This window comes from Williamsia maris (assembly GCF_024171815.1).
Lineage (GTDB): Bacteria > Actinomycetota > Actinomycetes > Mycobacteriales > Mycobacteriaceae > Williamsia_A > Williamsia_A maris.
In genome coordinates this window covers 1,058,071-1,074,539 of the sequence record NZ_JAMTCJ010000001.1, presented here as the reverse complement: position 1 = coordinate 1,074,539, position 16,469 = coordinate 1,058,071, and the positions used below count along the sequence as shown (strand labels likewise).

14 protein-coding genes are annotated in these 16,469 nt (G+C 68.6%); 10 read left to right on the top strand and 4 right to left on the bottom strand.

Annotated features, from left to right (window positions below; translation table 11 throughout):
• Positions 1-24: 24 nt before the first annotated feature.
• Positions 25-666: a cholesterol catabolism transcriptional regulator KstR gene (gene kstR / locus LX13_RS05040; RefSeq protein ID WP_253660187.1), complete on the bottom strand. Its 642-nt coding sequence runs from the start codon at positions 664-666 to the stop codon at positions 25-27.
• A gap of 204 nt (positions 667-870) precedes the next feature.
• On the opposite strand from kstR, the gene LX13_RS05035 reads away from it, so the two are divergent.
• The 7 genes from LX13_RS05035 to LX13_RS05005 all read left to right on the top strand — a co-directional run bounded on the left by LX13_RS05035 (position 871) and on the right by LX13_RS05005 (position 9,704).
• Entirely contained in the window at positions 871-3,081 is a 2,211-nt protein-coding gene (locus LX13_RS05035; RefSeq protein ID WP_253660186.1) for an acyl-CoA dehydrogenase family protein, read from the top strand.
• Positions 3,082-3,170: 89 nt separating this feature from the next.
• Positions 3,171-4,229 (top strand): acyl-CoA dehydrogenase family protein, encoded by a 1,059-nt coding sequence (locus LX13_RS05030; RefSeq protein ID WP_253660185.1) that lies wholly within the window; start codon positions 3,171-3,173, stop codon positions 4,227-4,229.
• A 4-nt stretch (positions 4,230-4,233) separates the two neighbouring features.
• Positions 4,234-5,400 (top strand): acyl-CoA dehydrogenase family protein, encoded by a 1,167-nt coding sequence (locus tag LX13_RS05025; RefSeq protein WP_253660184.1) that lies wholly within the window; start codon positions 4,234-4,236, stop codon positions 5,398-5,400.
• A complete protein-coding gene (locus tag LX13_RS05020; protein ID WP_253660183.1) occupies positions 5,397-6,446 on the top strand; it encodes a bifunctional MaoC family dehydratase N-terminal/OB-fold nucleic acid binding domain-containing protein in 1,050 nt (349 codons plus the stop codon). Before LX13_RS05025 ends, LX13_RS05020 begins: the two co-directional genes overlap by 4 nt.
• Positions 6,443-6,883 carry a MaoC family dehydratase gene (locus LX13_RS05015; RefSeq protein ID WP_253660182.1) on the top strand — a complete coding sequence of 147 codons (441 nt, stop codon included), beginning with the start codon at positions 6,443-6,445 and terminating at the stop codon, positions 6,881-6,883. Before LX13_RS05020 ends, LX13_RS05015 begins: the two co-directional genes overlap by 4 nt.
• Complete coding sequence (locus LX13_RS05010; protein WP_253660181.1) at positions 6,880-8,055, top strand: lipid-transfer protein; 1,176 nt, start codon at positions 6,880-6,882, stop codon at positions 8,053-8,055. The genes LX13_RS05015 and LX13_RS05010 overlap by 4 nt, the downstream gene beginning before the upstream one ends.
• Positions 8,052-9,704: an AMP-binding protein gene (locus LX13_RS05005; protein ID WP_253660180.1), complete on the top strand. Its 1,653-nt coding sequence runs from the start codon at positions 8,052-8,054 to the stop codon at positions 9,702-9,704. Before LX13_RS05010 ends, LX13_RS05005 begins: the two co-directional genes overlap by 4 nt.
• A gap of 9 nt (positions 9,705-9,713) precedes the next feature.
• Here the strand turns inward: LX13_RS05005 and LX13_RS05000 are convergent, their stop codons facing one another.
• Positions 9,714-11,411 (bottom strand): MFS transporter, encoded by a 1,698-nt coding sequence (locus LX13_RS05000; protein ID WP_253660179.1) that lies wholly within the window; start codon positions 11,409-11,411, stop codon positions 9,714-9,716.
• A 171-nt stretch (positions 11,412-11,582) separates the two neighbouring features.
• On the opposite strand from LX13_RS05000, the gene LX13_RS23165 reads away from it, so the two are divergent.
• Both LX13_RS23165 and LX13_RS04995 read left to right on the top strand, forming a co-directional pair.
• Complete coding sequence (locus LX13_RS23165) at positions 11,583-11,711, top strand: hypothetical protein (protein WP_301300505.1); 129 nt, start codon at positions 11,583-11,585, stop codon at positions 11,709-11,711.
• 170 nt (positions 11,712-11,881) lie between these two features.
• Complete coding sequence (locus LX13_RS04995) at positions 11,882-12,844, top strand: ferritin-like domain-containing protein (protein ID WP_253660178.1); 963 nt, start codon at positions 11,882-11,884, stop codon at positions 12,842-12,844.
• A gap of 68 nt (positions 12,845-12,912) precedes the next feature.
• Here the strand turns inward: LX13_RS04995 and chsH3 are convergent, their stop codons facing one another.
• Complete coding sequence (gene chsH3, locus LX13_RS04990; RefSeq protein ID WP_253660177.1) at positions 12,913-13,776, bottom strand: enoyl-CoA hydratase ChsH3; 864 nt, start codon at positions 13,774-13,776, stop codon at positions 12,913-12,915.
• On the bottom strand, positions 13,776-15,491 hold the full coding sequence (gene kstD, locus LX13_RS04985) for a 3-oxosteroid 1-dehydrogenase (protein ID WP_253660176.1): 1,716 nt from the start codon (positions 15,489-15,491) through the stop codon (positions 13,776-13,778). The genes chsH3 and kstD overlap by 1 nt, the downstream gene beginning before the upstream one ends.
• 187 nt (positions 15,492-15,678) lie before the next feature.
• Between kstD and LX13_RS04980 the strand changes: the two genes are divergently transcribed.
• Positions 15,679-16,467 carry a 2-keto-4-pentenoate hydratase gene (locus LX13_RS04980; protein WP_253660175.1) on the top strand — a complete coding sequence of 263 codons (789 nt, stop codon included), beginning with the start codon at positions 15,679-15,681 and terminating at the stop codon, positions 16,465-16,467.
• Positions 16,468-16,469: the final 2 nt, after the last annotated feature.

Here is a 16,469-nt window from a genome sequence, read left to right as displayed (position 1 = left end):
CCGTCCTCGACAGCGTGAAACTACTCAGCTACGGGACTCGCGTCCGGCCAGCAGCAGTTCGATGGTCAGCTCGAGGCGGTTGGTGACGTCGGTCGCCGAGGCGCGGCGGGTCAGCCACTGCACCAGGTTCGACATCCACACGTCGGAGATGACGCGTGCAATCTTGAGGTCCTCGTCGCTGGGCTCTCCGGTGACCATCGCGCCTGCGAGGAGGCGATCGATGACCGCGGCGACAGCGTCGACCTCGGTGGCCGCCGAGGCGTCGGCGAACATGAACGCCCGCGTCATCGCCTCGGTCAGCAACGGGTCGCGCTGCATCGCGAGGGTGATCAGGTCGAGGACGCTGCGCAGTCGTTCCAGCGCGGTGTCGCCCTGCAGTCGTGAGCGGTCGGCCCGCGACTCGACGCGTTCGAGCTCGCGCGCCAGCGCCGTCACCAGCAGGTGCACCTTCGACGGGAAATAGCGATAGAGGGTACCGACGGCGACGTCGGCCTTGTCGGCGACGGCGCGCATCTGCACGGCGTCGTATCCGCCCTTCGAGGCCAGGGCCAACGTCGAGTCCAGGATCCGACGACGGCGTTCCCGTTGCGCGTTGGACCCCAGATCCGGGTCGGTGGTCACGCCCACGGTGGGCACCGAGCCGCCGGGTGTCGCGGGGGTGGCCATGGTCACTTCCTTACTTCCGCGCTCCGCTCGGGTGACCCCGTCGCGGTGCTGCCGCAAAACCGATTTGTCCACGATATGCCGCGCCGCCTCGGGTCGACGAGTTGACATCCCGAGTACCCGACTACCCGTATCCGTCACCGACAGGCATAATTAGAACAGGTTCTACTTTGCCCGCACGCGGAAATGAGTGAGGTCGCCGGAGTCATGACGATTGCCAGCACGGAAGATCAGACGACGTTCGCCGACGCCATCGGGCGCTGGGCGCGCCATTCCGGGGTCGTCGACGTGGTGCGCCGCAGTCTCGACCAGCAGGCCGGCGACGACCCATCCGACGCACGGTCGGCCGTGCTGCCCGGCGTGGCCGACCTCGGTCTCTTCGCGGCCACCGCACCGGACGAGCGCGGCGGTCTCGACCTCGGATTCGTCGACCTGGCGGTGATGCTCGAGGAATGCGGGCGCGATCTGATCCCCGGTCCGCTGGTGTCGACGGCGATCGCGACGCATCTTCTCAGCCGGTCGGGGGCCGGCGCGGCGCACGAGCTCGCGACCGCGTTGATGTCCGGCGACCGGACCTGCGCACTCGCCCCGGCCGGGCTGGTGCCGGACGCGACACCGATCGCGGTGGGCCGGCGCACCGATGGCGACGGCATCGTCGCCGACGCCGAGGCGCAGACCGTGGTCGGACACACCGCGAACGGGCTGCTGCTCGTATCGGTCGACATCGAGGGCTCCCGTCGGTGGGCGGTCGTCGACGCGGCTGCGCCGGGTGTCGAGGTGAAGGCGTCGGACACGGTCGACGGCACCAATGCCGTGAGCTCGGTGTCGCTCCGCGGTGTCGGGGTGGCCGACCACCAGATCCTCGACGCGGCCGACGTCCTCGTGCGCGGTGCGCTCGTCGCGGGTCTGGCCGCGCAGGCCTCCGGGGTGACCCGGTGGGCGCTCGACACCGCGGTCGGGTACGCCAAGGTCCGCGAGCAGTTCGGGTCGCCGATCGGCTCGTTCCAGGCCGTCAAGCACATCTGCGCCGAGATGCTCTGCCGCAGCGAGCAGATGAGCGCAGCCGCGTGGGACGTCGCCCATGCGGTGGCCGAGTACGCCGCCGCGTCGGACCCCGATGACGTCCAGATCGCGCTGTCGACGGCGGTGGCGGCCGCGGCCGTCGGCGACCTCGCCGTGGCCAACGCAAAGGACTGCATCCAGATCCTCGGCGGCATCGGGTTCACGTTCGACCACGCCGCGCACCTCTACCTCCGCCTCGCGCTGTCGCTGCGGGCCCAACTCGGCGGTACCACGCCGTGGCGTGCGGCGACCGCCCGAGCCGTCCTGGGTGGGACGCGGCGGAGCATCGACATCGACCTCTCCGGCGTGGACGACGATCGCGCGACCGTCCGGACCACCTGCCAACAGATTGCCGCCGCCCCGGACACGCGGCGTGCGCTCGTCGACGCCGGATATCTGACGCCGCACTGGCCCGCGCCCTACGGACTCGGCGCCGGTGCCGCGCTGCAACTGCTGATCGACGCCGAACTCGACCGGGCCGGCGTCTCCCGACCCGACCTGGTGATCGGCGCTTGGGCGATCCCGACGATTCTCGAACACGGCACCGACGCGCAGCGTGAGCGGTTCGTCGCAGCGACACTGGCCGGGGACGTGTCCTGGTGCCAGCTGTTCTCCGAGCCGGAGGCCGGGTCGGACCTCGCCTCGCTGCGCACCCGGGCCACCCGGGTCGACGGCGGATGGACACTACGTGGGCAAAAGGTGTGGACCTCGGCCGCGCACACCGCCGACTGGGCCATCTGCCTCGCCCGCACCGACACCGACGTGCCGAAACACAAGGGCATCAGCTATTTCCTCGTCGACATGACCAGCTCCGGCATCGACGTCCGGCCGCTGCGGGAGATCACCGGCAACGCCCTGTTCAACGAGGTCTTCCTCGACGACGTGTTCGTTCCCGACGACTGCCTCGTCGGCGAGCAGAACGGCGGCTGGCGACTGGCCCGCACGACGCTGGCGAACGAACGCGTGGCCATGGGTGGCTCGGGACTGGGCGCCGAGATGGAGTCCCTCCTCGGCCAGATCGCGGCGTCGCACACCGACCTCGGACCGGTCGACCTCGACGCCCTGGGCGCGTTGTGTGTGCAGGCGCAGATCGGTCGGGTGATGGATGCGCAGTCGGTCCTGCGGAGCATGGCCGGACACGATCCGGGCGCGGTCTCGAGCGTCCGCAAACTGATCGGTGCGCGGCACCGACAGGACGTGCCGGAGTTCGCGCTGTCGGTTCTCGGTCTCGCAGGTCTCGCCACGTCCGACGCGGCCGACCTGTTCCTGCGCAACCGCTGTCTGACCATCGCCGGCGGTACGACCCAGGTCCTCGCGACCGCCGCAGCCGAGCGAATCCTCGGCCTACCGCGCTGAGGCCGGGCCTCGGGCTATCGACACCGTCGCGATCTCTGATACAACTAGAACAGGTTCTAGAAACGGCTTCGACGAGGAGGTGTCCCGGCGTGGATTTCACCCTGGACAGCACGGCCCAGGCGGTCAGCGACGTCGCCACTGACCTGGTCGGACGACACACCGCGGTGTGGGACGAGCGGTTCGACTCACCCGGCGGCTTCGAGACGCCCCTGTGGTCGTCGATGGTCGAGTCCGGGGTCGTCGCGCTGCCGCTGCCCGAGGATCGCGGCGGCGACACCGTCGGCATCCTGGGGCTGCTCCCGCTGTTCGCCCGGCTCGGTGAATCGGCAGGCGTCACCCCGGCGATCGGCACCCTGGTCGCCGGGCTGGTGATCCGCGAATCGTCGCCCGCTCTCGATCGTCTCGCCGAGACCATCGTCGCCGGCGGCCACGTCGCCATCGCGATCGGAGAACCCGGGGCAGCGCTGACCACGGCGCCGCACACGTCGCTCTCGGGCGGCCGGCTCACCGGTACCAAGACCGCAGTCCTGCATGCCGAGGGCGCCGCGGCGCTGCTCGTCACCACCGACTCCGGCGTGGTGCTGGTCGACGCGGCCGCCGACGGGGTGTCGATCACCCGCACCCCGGCGTCATCGCGGTGGGGCGAGTACACCGTCCGCCTCGAGGATGTCGCCGTCGACGACGCCGCGCTGGTGTCGCGCGACGGTCGGACGCTGCGGGACCTCTACCGACTGGGTTTGGCCGCCTACGCCGACGGGATCCTCGCCGGCGCGCTGCGCATCACCGCCGACCACGTCAGCAACCGCAACCAGTTCGGCAAGCCCATCGGCACCTTCCAGGCCGTCACCCAGCAGATCGCCGACATCTACGTCATCGGACGGTCGATGAACCTGGCGGTGACGTCGGCGGCGTGGCGTCTGGCCGAGGGCCTCGACGCCGATCGCGACCTGTCGATCGCCACCTACTGGCTCGCCGCCGAGATGCCGACGACCCTGCGCACCATGACGCACCTGCACGGCGGTGTCGGGGTGGACATCACCTACCCGCTGCACCGCTACTACTCGATCATCAAGGACCTCGCCCGCATCGTCGGTGGGGCCACCGCCACTCTCGACGAGCTGGCGGACTCGACCGGCCAGGAGTACTAGATCGATGTTCATCGACCTCACACCCGAGCAGAAGGCCCTCAAAGCCGAGCTGCGCGAATACTTCTCGACGCTGATCTCGCCCGAGGACCAGGCGGCGATGCTGACCGAGCGACACGGCCCGACGTACCGCAAGGTGATCCGCCAAATGGGCAGCGATGGCCGGCTCGGCGTCGGGTGGCCGAAAGAGTACGGCGGCAAGGGCTTCGGTGACATCGAGCAGCAGATCTTCGTCAACGAGGCCGCGCGCGCCGACGTACCGCTGCCCGCGGTCACCCTGCAGACCGTCGGCCCCACACTGCAGGTGCACGGCACCGACGAGCAGAAGCAGAAGTTCCTGCCCGCGATCCTGGCGGGCGAGGTGCACTTCGCGATCGGCTACAGCGAACCCGAGGCCGGCACCGACCTCGCGTCGTTGAAGACATCTGCGGTCCGGCACGGCGACGAGTACGTCGTCAACGGTCAGAAGCTGTGGACCACAGGCGGTCACGACGCCGACTACGTGTGGCTCGCGTGCCGCACCGACAAGGACGCGCCCAAGCACAAGGGCATCTCGATGCTCATCGTGGACACCACCGACCCCGGCTACAGCTGGACCCCGATCATCACCGCCGACCGCGCACATCACGTCAACGCGACGTACTACAACGACGTCCGCGTCCCGGTCGGCATGCTGGTCGGCGAGGAGAACCTCGGCTGGCGGTTGCTGACCACCCAGCTCAACCACGAGCGCGTCATGCTCGGCCCCGCGGGACGGATGGACGGACTCCTGTCGCGCATCACCGCGTGGGCACAGCGCCCGGCCGCCGACGGCACCGTGCCCGCGAAGAACCCCGATGTGCGCAGGGCGCTCGCCGAGATCGCGGCGTACACCCGCATCAACGAACTGCTGAACTGGCAGGTGTCGTCGTCGGGCAACGAGTCGATCTCCATGGCCGACGCCGCGGCCACCAAGGTGTTCGCCACCGAGCGGGTGCAGCGCATCGGCCGTCTGATCGACGAGATCATCGGCCGCTTCGGCGATCTCGCCGACCCGGACACCGCGGACCTCATCCGCTGGTTCGACGCACAGGCCAAACGCAACGTGGTCATCACATTCGGCGGCGGCGTGAACGAGGTCATGCGGGACATGATCGCGACCTCGGGCCTCGGACTCCCGCGCGCACCGCGATGAGCGTGGATCAGACCGTGGCGACCACGGCCGACCGGATCCGCAGCGCGACCGACGCGGTCCGGGCCGGTGGCGCCAGTGCTCCGGTGCCCGGACGTGACCCGATCAACGGGCCGATGATCGCCAACTGGACCGAGGCGATCGGGGACGGGAACCCGATCTACCGGGATGACGCCGCTGCGCGCGCCGCCGGCTGGGACGGCGTCGTCGCCCCGCCCGCAATGGCGCAGGTGTGGACAATGCGTGGCCTGCACGGCGCGCGGTCCGACGACGACCCGCTGGGCGCGGTCTCACAGATCTTCGACGACGCCGGGTACACCTCGGTCGTCGCCACCAACTGTGATTCGACCTATCACCGCTACACCCGACCGGGGGAGCATGTCGCGATCTCGTCGGAGTTGCTCGACGTGGTCGGTCCCAAGACCACCGGACTCGGTGAGGGATGGTTCTTCACGACCCGCAACGTCTGGACCGTCGGCGACGAGGTCGTCGCCGAGATGAACTTCCGCATCCTCAAATTCCGGCCGCCCACCGAGTCGGCCGAGTCGGCCGCAGCCCCCGGCGTCACGTCGTCGGCGGGTGCCCCCACCGACGATCTCGACGCCGGCGCGATGATGCGGCCCAGTGCATCTCGCGACACCGCGTTCTTCTGGGCCGGGGTGGCCGATCGCGAACTTCGCATCCAGCGTCGGCCCGACGGAACCCTGGTCCACCCGCCGGTTCCCGCGCTGTGGAAGCACCATTCCGAGACCACCGACTATCAGGTCGCGGCCGGGACGGGCACCGTCTACAGCTTCGTGGTGCACCACGCCCCGCGCGTGCCCGGCCGGACCCTCCCGTTCGTCATCGCGCTGGTCGAACTCGACGAGGGCGTCCGCATGCTCGGACAGCTCCGCGGCGTCGACCCCGCCGAGGTCGCCATCGGGATGCCGGTCGTGGTCGAGTTCCTGGACTTCCCAGCTGATCCCGACGCCACCGTCCCCGGAACCGGCGATCCCTGGACCCTCTACGCCTGGCAACCCGCCGACTCGAAAGGTGTGACGACATGACCGCCCCCGTGGCCCCGCCCCGCACGCCGCCCGGCGCGGTCGTCGGCGACACCCTGCCGTCGCTGGTCATCGAGGCGACGCCGACCTTCATCGTCTCGACGGCGCTGGCCACCCGCGACTTCCAGGACGTCCACCACGACCGAGACCTCGCGCAGAGCAAGGGGTCCAAGGACATCTTCGTCAACATCCTCACCGACACCGGGCTGGTCGGACGCTACGTCACCGACTGGGCCGGACAGCGGGCGCAGATCCGGTCGATCACGCTGCGCCTCGGCGTCCCGTGGTACGCCTACGACACGCTCACGTTCGCGGGGACGGTCAGCGCCGTCGCCGACGGTGTCGCGACGGTCGACGTCGTCGGCACGAACGCACTGGGTAAGCACGTCACCTCGCAGGTGACCGTCGTCCTGGACCACACCGCGCGGGGCAGCGCATGAGCACGTCGCTGTCCGGCGCCGCCGCGATCGTCGGGATCGGCGCCACGGACTTCTCCAAGAACTCCGGTCGCAGCGAACTGCGTCTGGCCGCTGAGGCGGTCGGGGCCGCGATCGCCGACGCGGGGCTCGAGCCGTCCGAGGTCGACGGTCTGGTCTCGTTCACCATGGACACCAACACCGAGATCGCCGTCGCCCGTGCCGCGGGAATCGGTGACCTGACGTACTTCTCGCGCATCCACTACGGCGGCGGTGCGGCGTGCTCGACGGTCCAGCAGGCCGCGATGGCCGTCGCGACCGGCGTCGCCGATGTCGTGGTCGCCTATCGTGCCTTCAACGAGCGGTCGGGCATGCGCTTCGGTCAGGTCAACGCCGGTCTCGCCGCCCAGGACAACTCGTCGGGCACCGACAACGCGTTCAGCTACCCGCACGGGCTGTCGACGCCGGCCGCGTTCGTGGCCATGGTCGCCCAGCGGTACATGCACGAATACGGTGCGACGAGTGCCGATTTCGGCGCTGTCGCGGTGGTCGACCGCAAACACGCCGCGGTCAACCCCAACGCCTTCTTCTACGAGAAGCCGATCACCATCGACGACCACCAGAACTCGCGGTACATCGCCGAGCCCCTGCACCTGCTCGACTGCTGCCAGGAATCCGACGGCGGTGTCGCGTTGGTGATCGTCTCGGCCGAACGGGCGAAGGACATGCCGCACGTCCCGGCGATCATCGCGGGCGCCGCGTCGGGCAGCGGCAACGATCAATACATCATGACCAGCTACTACCGCGACGACCTCGCCGGCCTGCCGGAGATGGGACTGGTCGGACGGCAACTGTGGGAGCAGTCCGGTCTCGGGCCCACCGACATGGACGCGGCCATCCTGTACGACCACTTCACGCCGTACACACTGATGCAGCTCGAGGAACTGGGTTTCTGCGGCCGCGGTGAGGCCAAGGACTTCGTCCGACGTCCCGGCGTCCTGGAGGTCGGTGGCGAGCTGCCGCTCAACACCCACGGCGGCCAGCTCGGCGAGGCCTACATCCACGGGATGAACGGGATCGCCGAGGCCGTCCGTCAGCTCCGGGGCGACTCGGTCAACCAGGTCGACGGCGCGCAGCGCGTCGTCGTGACGGCGGGGACCGGTGTCCCCACGAGCGGATTGGTGCTGACCCGATGACCGAGACCACCTCCACCGACTTCACCGCCACCGACTTCAACTTGGGCGACATCTTCGAGACCATCGCCGACGCGGTTCCCGATCGGATCGCGATCGGGTACGAGGGTGTCGACGTCAGCTACCGCGACCTCGACGAGCGATCGAACGCGTTCGGGCATCTGCTGCGCGACCACGGGATCGGCGCAGGCGACCACGTGGCGCTCTACCTGAAGAACAGTCTCGAGCACGTCTACGCGATGGTCGCGCTGCTGAAGATCGGCGCGACCGCGATCAACGTCAACTACCGTTACACCGCAACCGAACTCGCCTACATCCTGGAGAACTCCGACGCGGTTGCCGTGCTGGTGGAACTCGACGAGCACCAGCGGACGCTGGCGACCGTGCTGCCGCAGACCGCGGTCCACACCGTCCTGGTGATCGGCGACGTCACGCCGGAACTCGCCGCCGCGGAAAAAGATCGGGTCTCGGTCGGAGTCGTCGACCTCGACGGTCACAGCACCGCGCGCGATTTCCCGCCCCGATCCGGCGACCAGCACTACATCCTCTACACCGGCGGGACCACCGGCTACCCGAAGGGCGTCGTGTGGCGCCACGACGACTTCTTCCACAAGCCGCTCTCCGGCGGTAACCCCTACGGCCCCGAGCCGCTCGCCGACCACGCGGCGATCGCGAACAACGCGAGCACGTTCGCCCCGATCTCGTTCCTGCTCGCCGCACCACTCATGCACGGCGCCGCGATCTACTCGCTGTTCATGTTCTTCATCAACGGCGGCCGGTTGGTGCTGCAGCGCGACTTCGTCCCGGCAGCGGTGCTGGACTCGATCGAACACCACGGTGTGCAGATCGTGCTCATCGTCGGAGACGGCATGGGTGCGCCGCTCGTGGAGGAGATGGAGCGTCGTCAGGCGCTCGGGACACTCGAGGTGAGCGGGTTGTTGTCGGTGACGAACGGCGGCGCCATCTGGTCGACGGCGGTGCGCGATCGCATGCGGGCGGTCAAACCCGACCTGTGGATGCGCGACAACTTCGGTGCTTCGGAGACCGGCAACGACGGCGAGTTGGTCATGGGCGACGACGGTCTGCTGCGGTCCACCTCGAACCCGGCACTGACCGTTCTCGACGAGGCGCTCGAGCCCATCGAACCGGGATCGGACGAGATCGGGTTCATCGCCCGGGTCGGCCGGGTCCCCGTCGGATATCACAAAGACGAGGAGAAGTCGGCGCGCACATTCGTCACCTTGCCCGACGGTCGTCGGGCCGCGGTGCTCGGCGACATGGGGCGCCTCGAATCCGACGGCAGCGTGGTGTTCCTCGGTCGCGGATCCGGGTGTATCAACACCGGCGGCGAGAAGGTGTTCGCCGAAGAGGTCGAGGCCGCTGTCCAGGCGCACCCGGCCGTGCACGACGTGCTCGTCGTCGGCGTACCGGATCCGAGGTTCGGTCAGAGGGTCGCTGCGGTGGTGTCCGTGGTCGACGGGGCCGACGTGCCGACGCTCGACGAGATCCAGATGACCTGCCGGGAGCGGATCGCCGGCTACAAGGTGCCGCGTGCGGTCACCGTGGTGGAGCAGATCCGGCGGTCGCCGGCGGGCAAAGCCGACTACAAGTGGGCGTCGGCCACCGCGGTCGAGGCCGTCGCGACCGTCTAGACCCGGGGGTCAGCGCCTCGGGTCCTGCTCCTGGTCCGACGGTGCCGCCACCACCGTCGTCCCGGTCGCCTTCTCGTCCAACCGGTTCGGCGCCCAGAACGCCAACACCGCCGAACCGGCGATCACCAGCGCACCCAGCACGATGTAGGCCTGGTTCGACGGGTGCAGGAACGCCTGCTGCGCTCCGTCGAGAACGGTGCGCGCGAGATCGCCCGGGACGTTCTGCTCGAGCTGTTCCGAGACCGCCTTCGCCTCGGCCAACGACCGGCCGATGTTCTCCGCGACGACGTCGCCCTGCGCGGCGACCATCTCACCGCGGGCCTGCTGTCCGCCGGAGATCAGCTGATCGCCCATGGTCTGGAACTGCTCGCGGGCGCGGTCGGCGGTCGCGCCGATGCGTGCGGTGTATCCCGCGGCGACGATGCTGCCCGCCAGGGCCATTCCGATGGCGGCGCCGAGTTCGCGGGCGGTGTCGTTGACGGCCGAGCCGACACCCTGGTTCTCGACCGGGGTCGACACCATGATCGCGGTGGTGGCCGGCGCCGTCGCGACGCCGAGGCCGAAGGCCATGACCGACAACAGGATCGCGATGACCCAGTACTCGCTGTAGGTCAGCGCGCCCAACAGCACGATCCCGATGCCGAAGACGAACATGCCCGGCGCGAGCACGGCACGGAAGTTGAACCGCACCGCCAGCCAGTTGCCCAGCAGCGACATCACCATCACGACGATGACCAAGGGGAACATGGCCACGGCCGACTGCAGCGGCGAGTACCCCAGCACCAACTGAAGGCGCTGCAAGATCAGGAAGAACGTGCCGAACGATCCGAGGAACTGCAGCGCGATCGCGAACGCGCCGGAGCCGAAGGCGCGTCGACGGAACAGACGGACATCGAGCAGCGGGTGGTCGCGGCTCAGCTCCAGGTAGATGAATGCGCCCACCAATGCGAGTCCGCCGATGAGGGCGATCAGGACGAGCGGGTCATCCCAGCCGCGGACGGGACCTTCGATGAGACCGAACACGAAGGCGGCGATGGCAACCGCCGAGGTGACCGACCCGCGGACGTCGAACCGCGGAGGGTTCGCGTCGCGTGAGGTGTCGACGGTGAACGCCACGGCCACGATGACCGCGGACGCCACGGCGAAGGTGATGAAGATGGAATGCCAGCTGAAGAACTCGAGCAGGATGCCGGTGACGAAGAACCCGCCGATCGCCCCGGCCCCGGCCACGCCGGCCCAGATGCTGACCGCGAGCGGCCTCTTGGATTCCGGCACACCCGAGGTGATGAGCGAGAGAGTGGCGGGCATGACCAGCGCCGCGCCGGCACCGGCCAGGCAACGCGTCGCGATGATCATGTTCGGGTCGTTCAGGAACACCGGCAGCAGCGAGGCGACGCCGAACACGACCATGCCGCCGATCAACATCCCGCGTCGACCGAACCGGTCGCCGAGCGCGCCCGCGGGCAGCAACAGTGCCGCCAGGGTGAGTGTGTAGCCGTCGACCAGCCAGGTGATCTGTCCGGCGTCGGCCTCGATGTCGGGGGCGATCTCGGCCAGCGCCGTGTTGAGCGCGGCCATGGCCGCGACGACCGCGCTCAGCGCGCCACAGGCGACGGCGATCAGCCAGATGGCACGCAGCGTGAGGCGGTCGGGAGCCGCGGTGACAGGGGACTTCTCCGCCATCGGAACGTCAGACGAGCGTGTCATCGATACAACCTATTCGACGGTGTCGGGAATGGGCGATACACAAACGTGACTGTGCCACGCGGGCACGATGCCAAACAGCTTGTGTGTCTTCTGTCACTCTGATTGTCAGTAGTCACAGGTCACCGATAGTCCGGGCCGACGCTGTCCCGGGCGCGAAAGGAAGTCGTGATCATGTCCGCGACGCAACCCACCGAGACCACCTCGTCCACCTCTGTCCGCATCTGGCGAGTCGTCATGATGCTGGCCTCGCTGACCGGCCTGGTCGTCGGCCTGCTGCTGATACTCGCGTCTGCCGCCTGACCGGTACGTCCGTGTCGGGGACCCGACGATTTTCGATCCGTGGGGTCAGAACGTGCGCGCTCGGGCAGTGGGGCCTTTATGGTGGTTAAGGATCTCAAAGAATTGGATCCCTGACCTCTGATTACCGCCGTCTCACCGGGCTCTGACACCGCCGTACCGAAGGACACTGCATGTTCGATCGACAATTCATCGCGTCTGCCATCAACCGAAGTGCCGAGAACGGGGTGGATCGTCGTCGCTTCATGCGCGCCGCCGGACTCACCGGCCTCGGTGTCGGTGGCGCGCTGGCCGCGGGCACCGCGATCGCCTCGGCCGAGGACAGCCCGAGCATCCCGCCGGAGGCAGGCAACCTGATCCCCGGGCCCGCCGCACCGATCACCGACGGCGCAGTCCTCAACTTCGCACTGAACCTCGAGTACCTCGAGGCCGAGTTCTATCAGCGCGCCGTCAACGGCGTCGGCCTGCCCGGCAACCTGCTCGGCGGCAAGGGCCGCCTCGGCGGCGTCAAGGGTGGCCGCAAGGTCAAGTTCACCTCGCCCGCGGTCGCCGCGTACGCGAAGGAGATCGCGGCTGACGAACTCGATCACGTGAAGTTCCTCCGCAAGGCCCTCGGTGGCGCAGCCGTCTCGCGGCCCGCGCTCGATCTCGACGCCAGCTTCACCGCCGCGGCCAAGGCCGCCGGCCTGATCAGTGGCAACCAGAAGTTCGACGTGTTCGCCAACGAGAACAACTTCCTGTTGGGCGCGTTCATCTTCGAGGACGTGGGCGTCACGGCCTACAAGGGTGCCGCTCCGCTGGTGCAGAACAAGACCTACCTGTCCGCGGCCGCCGGGATCCTCGCGGTCGAGGCGTACCACGCGGGCATCATCCGCTCCAGCCTGTACAACAAGGGGCTGATCAAGGAGACCAACGCGATCTCCGACGCGCGTGACAGCCTCGACGGTTCCTCGGACCTCGACCAGGGCATCACGCGCAACGGCGCCGCGAACCTGGTGCCGACCGACGGCAACGCGATCGCCTTCGGCCGTACGCCGTTCCAGGTGCTCAACGTCGTCTACCTGAACCCGCGTCCGGTGACCCGCGGCGGATTCTTCCCCGCAGGCGTCAACGGCGCGCTGAACATCAGCGGCTAGGTTCGACCCGCACGAACGACGGCCCCGGAACCGAGCGGATCGGTTCGGGGGCCGTCGTTCGTCTGCGGTCATGCCCGGCGGGTCAGGACCACGTTGCCCAGCACCGGAGCGTTGTCCCGTTCGACTGCGGTGGCCGTGGCCACGAGTTCGGTACCTTTGTCCCACACAGAGATCCGGAACGTCTCGCCCGGGAAGAACACCCCGGCGAACTTCGCGCCGAACCCGGCCACGGCGTCGGTGTCGCCGCCGAGGAGTTCGTCGGTGATCGCCCGGCAGACCGTCCCGTAGCTGCACAGTCCGTGCAGGATCGGCGCCGGGAACCCGGCGGCGGAGGCGAAGGCCGGATCGGAGTGCAGCGGGTTGCGGTCGCCGCACAGGCGGTAGAGCAGAGCCTGATTCGGCCGGGTGGCAACCGTGAGTACGGCGTCGGGGTCACGGTCGGGATACTCGACCCGCTCCGACGTGCCCCGGTCCCCGCCGAATCCGCCCTCGCCCTTGGCGAAGATCGACGACCGGGTGGTCCACAGCAGATCGCCGTCGGAATCGAACGTCTGGGTCTCGGTGATGACCACCGCCGCCGACCCTTTGTCCTGCACCTCGGCGATCCGCGAGCGGGTCGTGCCCTTGCCGCTCGCCGGGATCGGCCGGTGGGTCGTCACCTGTTGACTGCCGTGCACCACCTTCGCGAGATCGATCTCGATGCCGGGGAAGGAGACCGTCGGGGCCTCGGTGGCCTCGAAGCTGCCGGCCACGGTGGCGAAGGTGGGCAACACCTTCGGGGCGACGTCGTCGATGTAGCGCAGGCCCTCGACGTCGAGTGGATCCGCCGCTGCGCCGACACCCAGGTTGTACAGCGCCACGTTGGACGCCGACCACTCGAACGCCGACTCGCCCAGGTCTGCCCCGACCGCGATCGACGGGTCGATCGGCATCAGCCGACCTGCCGATCCGACCCGACCGAGACGGTGTCGTTCGCGGCGATGTCCATGGCGGCGAGGTAGCCGAACACCATCGCCGGTCCGATGGTCGCGCCCGGTCCCGCATACGTGTGGCCCATCACCGGGCTGCTCGTGTTGCCGGCCGCGTAGAGGCCCTCGATGATCGAACCGTCCTCCCGCAGAGCGCGTCCCGCGACGTCGGTGTTGATGCCGCCCTTGGTGCCGAGGTCACCGGGGAACATCTTGACCGCGTAGTAGGGCGCCTTCGTCAGTTCGCCGAGGCTGGGGTTGGGCTTGTTGGTGATGTCGCCGTAGTAGTGGTCGTACTTGCTCACGCCGCGACCGAAGTCCTCGTCAGAGCCGTTGCGCGCGAACCCGTTGAAGCGCTCGGCGGTCGCCGCGAGCGCGTCGGCGGGCACCTCCATCTTCGCGGCGAGACTCTCCAGCGACTCGGCCTTGAGCACCGCGCCGGTCTTGAACCACTTGCCGGGCAGCGGCTGTCGGCCCGAGACGGAGGCGAACATGTAGCGGTCACGGTAGGTCTGGTCGAAGACCAGCCAGGCCGGGATGTTCGCACCGGGCCCCTCGCCCTGACCGAACTCCCCGCCGAACATCTGGTGCACGGCCTCGACGTAGGGCAGCGACTCGTTCATGAACCGCTCGCCGCGGGTGTTGACCATGAACGAACACGGCAGCGAGCGTTCGGCAAGGGCGAACCACGGGCCGCGCGGCAACATGATCGTCGGACCCCACCAGGAGTCCTCCATGAAGCTCACCGCGGCACCGATCTTGATGCCCGCGTTGATGCCGTCGCCGGTGTTGCTCGGGGCGCCGGTCGTCCACTCGGTACCGATCGGCTCGCGCTGGTACTTCTTGCGCATCTCCTCGTTGTGCTCGAAACCGCCGCACGCCAGGATGACGCCCTTGCGGGCGCGGATGGTCTTCGTGGTCCCGTCGACGTCGACGGTCACGCCGACGACGCGTCCGTTCTCGGTCACCAGATCGGTGAGCCCGGTGTTGAGCAGCAGCGGCACACCGAGCTTGCGCACGCCGAGCAGTAGTTCGCCCATCAGCGCCGCACCCATGCCGATCAGGTGCTTGCGTGTCACGCGGCCCCAGATCATCCGCAGACCGACCTGCATGATCTTGAGCGGTCCGCGCCAGTGGCGCAGTCCGGTCGACAGCCAGCGGTAGTCGGACTGCTTGACGACGACGCCGAGCGGGGCCTTGGTGTACTGCGGGTGCAGGGTCGCGAAGTCGGCGCCGAGCTTGCGGGCGTCGAAAGGCTTCGGTTCGCACGAGCGGCCACCGACCCGGCCACCGGGGGCCTCGGGGTAATAGTCGGAGTAGTTCTTCACCCACTCCAGCTCCAGCGGGGCGTGCTCGGAGAGGAAGTCGAGCACCTTGGGGCCGTTGTCGATGTAGGCGTCGATCCGCTCCGGGGCGACCACGTCGCCGACGATCGACCGGACGTAGGTGCGCGCGGCCTCGGGATCGTCCTTGACGCCGTCGCGCTCGAGGACGGAGTTGTTCGGGATCCACACGCCGCCGCCGGAGCGTGACGTCGAACCGCCCCAGTACGCGGACTTCTCGATGATGACGGTCTTCAGTCCCTGCGAGGCAGCGGTGATCGCGGCGCTCATCCCCGCGCCGCCTGCGCCGACGACGATGACGTCGTACTCGCTCTCGAGGTGGTCTGTCGTCGTCATGCTTGCCCCTTCACGGACGCGGTGGTGCGGTGGTCGCGGCGCAGGAGAACGCCGGTGCCTGTTCCCGCCAATCTAGAACACGTTATAGAATTGGTCTGTCTGCAGGCTATACCAGGTCCAGGCATGCTCACCAGGACCGCTGGTGGGCGAGAACGGCAACACGTTCACGCATGAGAGGTGTCGAGAAATGACGGTCTCCCCGGAGGTCCGGCAACAGCTGGCCCGCGCTCTGGCCGACGCCGAGGCGGGTGCCGACGCGATCGATCCCCTGACCGCCTCGTACCCCGACCTCGACGTCGTCGACGCCTACGAGATCCAGCTCATCAACATCGGCCGCCGGCTCGAGGACGGCGCTGTGGTCGCCGGCCACAAGGTGGGCCTCGCGTCGGAGGCGATGCAGAAGATGATGGGCGTCGACGAGCCCGACTACGGTCACCTCCTCGACACCATGCAGTACCTCGAGCACACCCCCATCGACGCGAGTCGCTTCTGCTTTCCCCGGGTCGAGGTCGAGGTCGGGTTCATCCTCGGCAAGGACCTCCCCGGCGCGGGCTGCACCAACGCCGACGTCATCGACGCGGTCGAATGGGTGGTCCCGTCGATAGAGCTCATCGACAGCCGGATCCGCGACTGGAAGATCACCCTCTGCGACACCATCGCCGACAACGCGTCGTCGTGTGGGTGGATCCTCGGCGAGCAACGCGTGGCGATCGCCGACATCGACACCGGCGACATCGACGCGCGGCTGCACCGCAACGGCGAGGTGATCGCCGAGGGCAACTCGTCGGCGGTGTTGGGTCATCCGCTCAACGCGGTGTCGTGGCTCGCGCGCAAGGTCGAGAGCTTCGGGGTGCGGCTGCGGGCGGGTGACGTGATCCTGCCCGGCACCGCCACCCGTGCCATCGACATCACCTCCGGCGACCACTTCGTGGCCGAGTTCGCCAAGCTCGGCAGCGTCACCCTGGACTTCGTGTGACG

What these genes read in the sequence shown, in the direction of transcription:
- LX13_RS05000 (WP_253660179.1), bottom strand. Translation starts at nt 11,411, where the DNA reads ATGACACGCTCGTCTGACGTTCCGATGGCGGAGAAGTCCCCTGTCACC.
- LX13_RS05010 (WP_253660181.1), top strand. Translation starts at nt 6,880, where the DNA reads ATGAGCACGTCGCTGTCCGGCGCCGCCGCGATCGTCGGGATCGGCGCC.
- chsH3 (WP_253660177.1), bottom strand. Translation starts at nt 13,776, where the DNA reads ATGCCGATCGACCCGTCGATCGCGGTCGGGGCAGACCTGGGCGAGTCG.
- LX13_RS05025 (WP_253660184.1), top strand. Translation starts at nt 4,234, where the DNA reads ATGTTCATCGACCTCACACCCGAGCAGAAGGCCCTCAAAGCCGAGCTG.
- LX13_RS04980 (WP_253660175.1), top strand. Translation starts at nt 15,679, where the DNA reads ATGACGGTCTCCCCGGAGGTCCGGCAACAGCTGGCCCGCGCTCTGGCC.
- LX13_RS05015 (WP_253660182.1), top strand. Translation starts at nt 6,443, where the DNA reads ATGACCGCCCCCGTGGCCCCGCCCCGCACGCCGCCCGGCGCGGTCGTC.
- LX13_RS05035 (WP_253660186.1), top strand. Translation starts at nt 871, where the DNA reads ATGACGATTGCCAGCACGGAAGATCAGACGACGTTCGCCGACGCCATC.
- LX13_RS05020 (WP_253660183.1), top strand. Translation starts at nt 5,397, where the DNA reads ATGAGCGTGGATCAGACCGTGGCGACCACGGCCGACCGGATCCGCAGC.
- LX13_RS05005 (WP_253660180.1), top strand. Translation starts at nt 8,052, where the DNA reads ATGACCGAGACCACCTCCACCGACTTCACCGCCACCGACTTCAACTTG.
- LX13_RS23165 (WP_301300505.1), top strand. Translation starts at nt 11,583, where the DNA reads ATGTCCGCGACGCAACCCACCGAGACCACCTCGTCCACCTCTGTCCGC.
- LX13_RS04995 (WP_253660178.1), top strand. Translation starts at nt 11,882, where the DNA reads ATGTTCGATCGACAATTCATCGCGTCTGCCATCAACCGAAGTGCCGAG.
- kstR (WP_253660187.1), bottom strand. Translation starts at nt 666, where the DNA reads ATGGCCACCCCCGCGACACCCGGCGGCTCGGTGCCCACCGTGGGCGTG.
- kstD (WP_253660176.1), bottom strand. Translation starts at nt 15,491, where the DNA reads ATGACGACGACAGACCACCTCGAGAGCGAGTACGACGTCATCGTCGTC.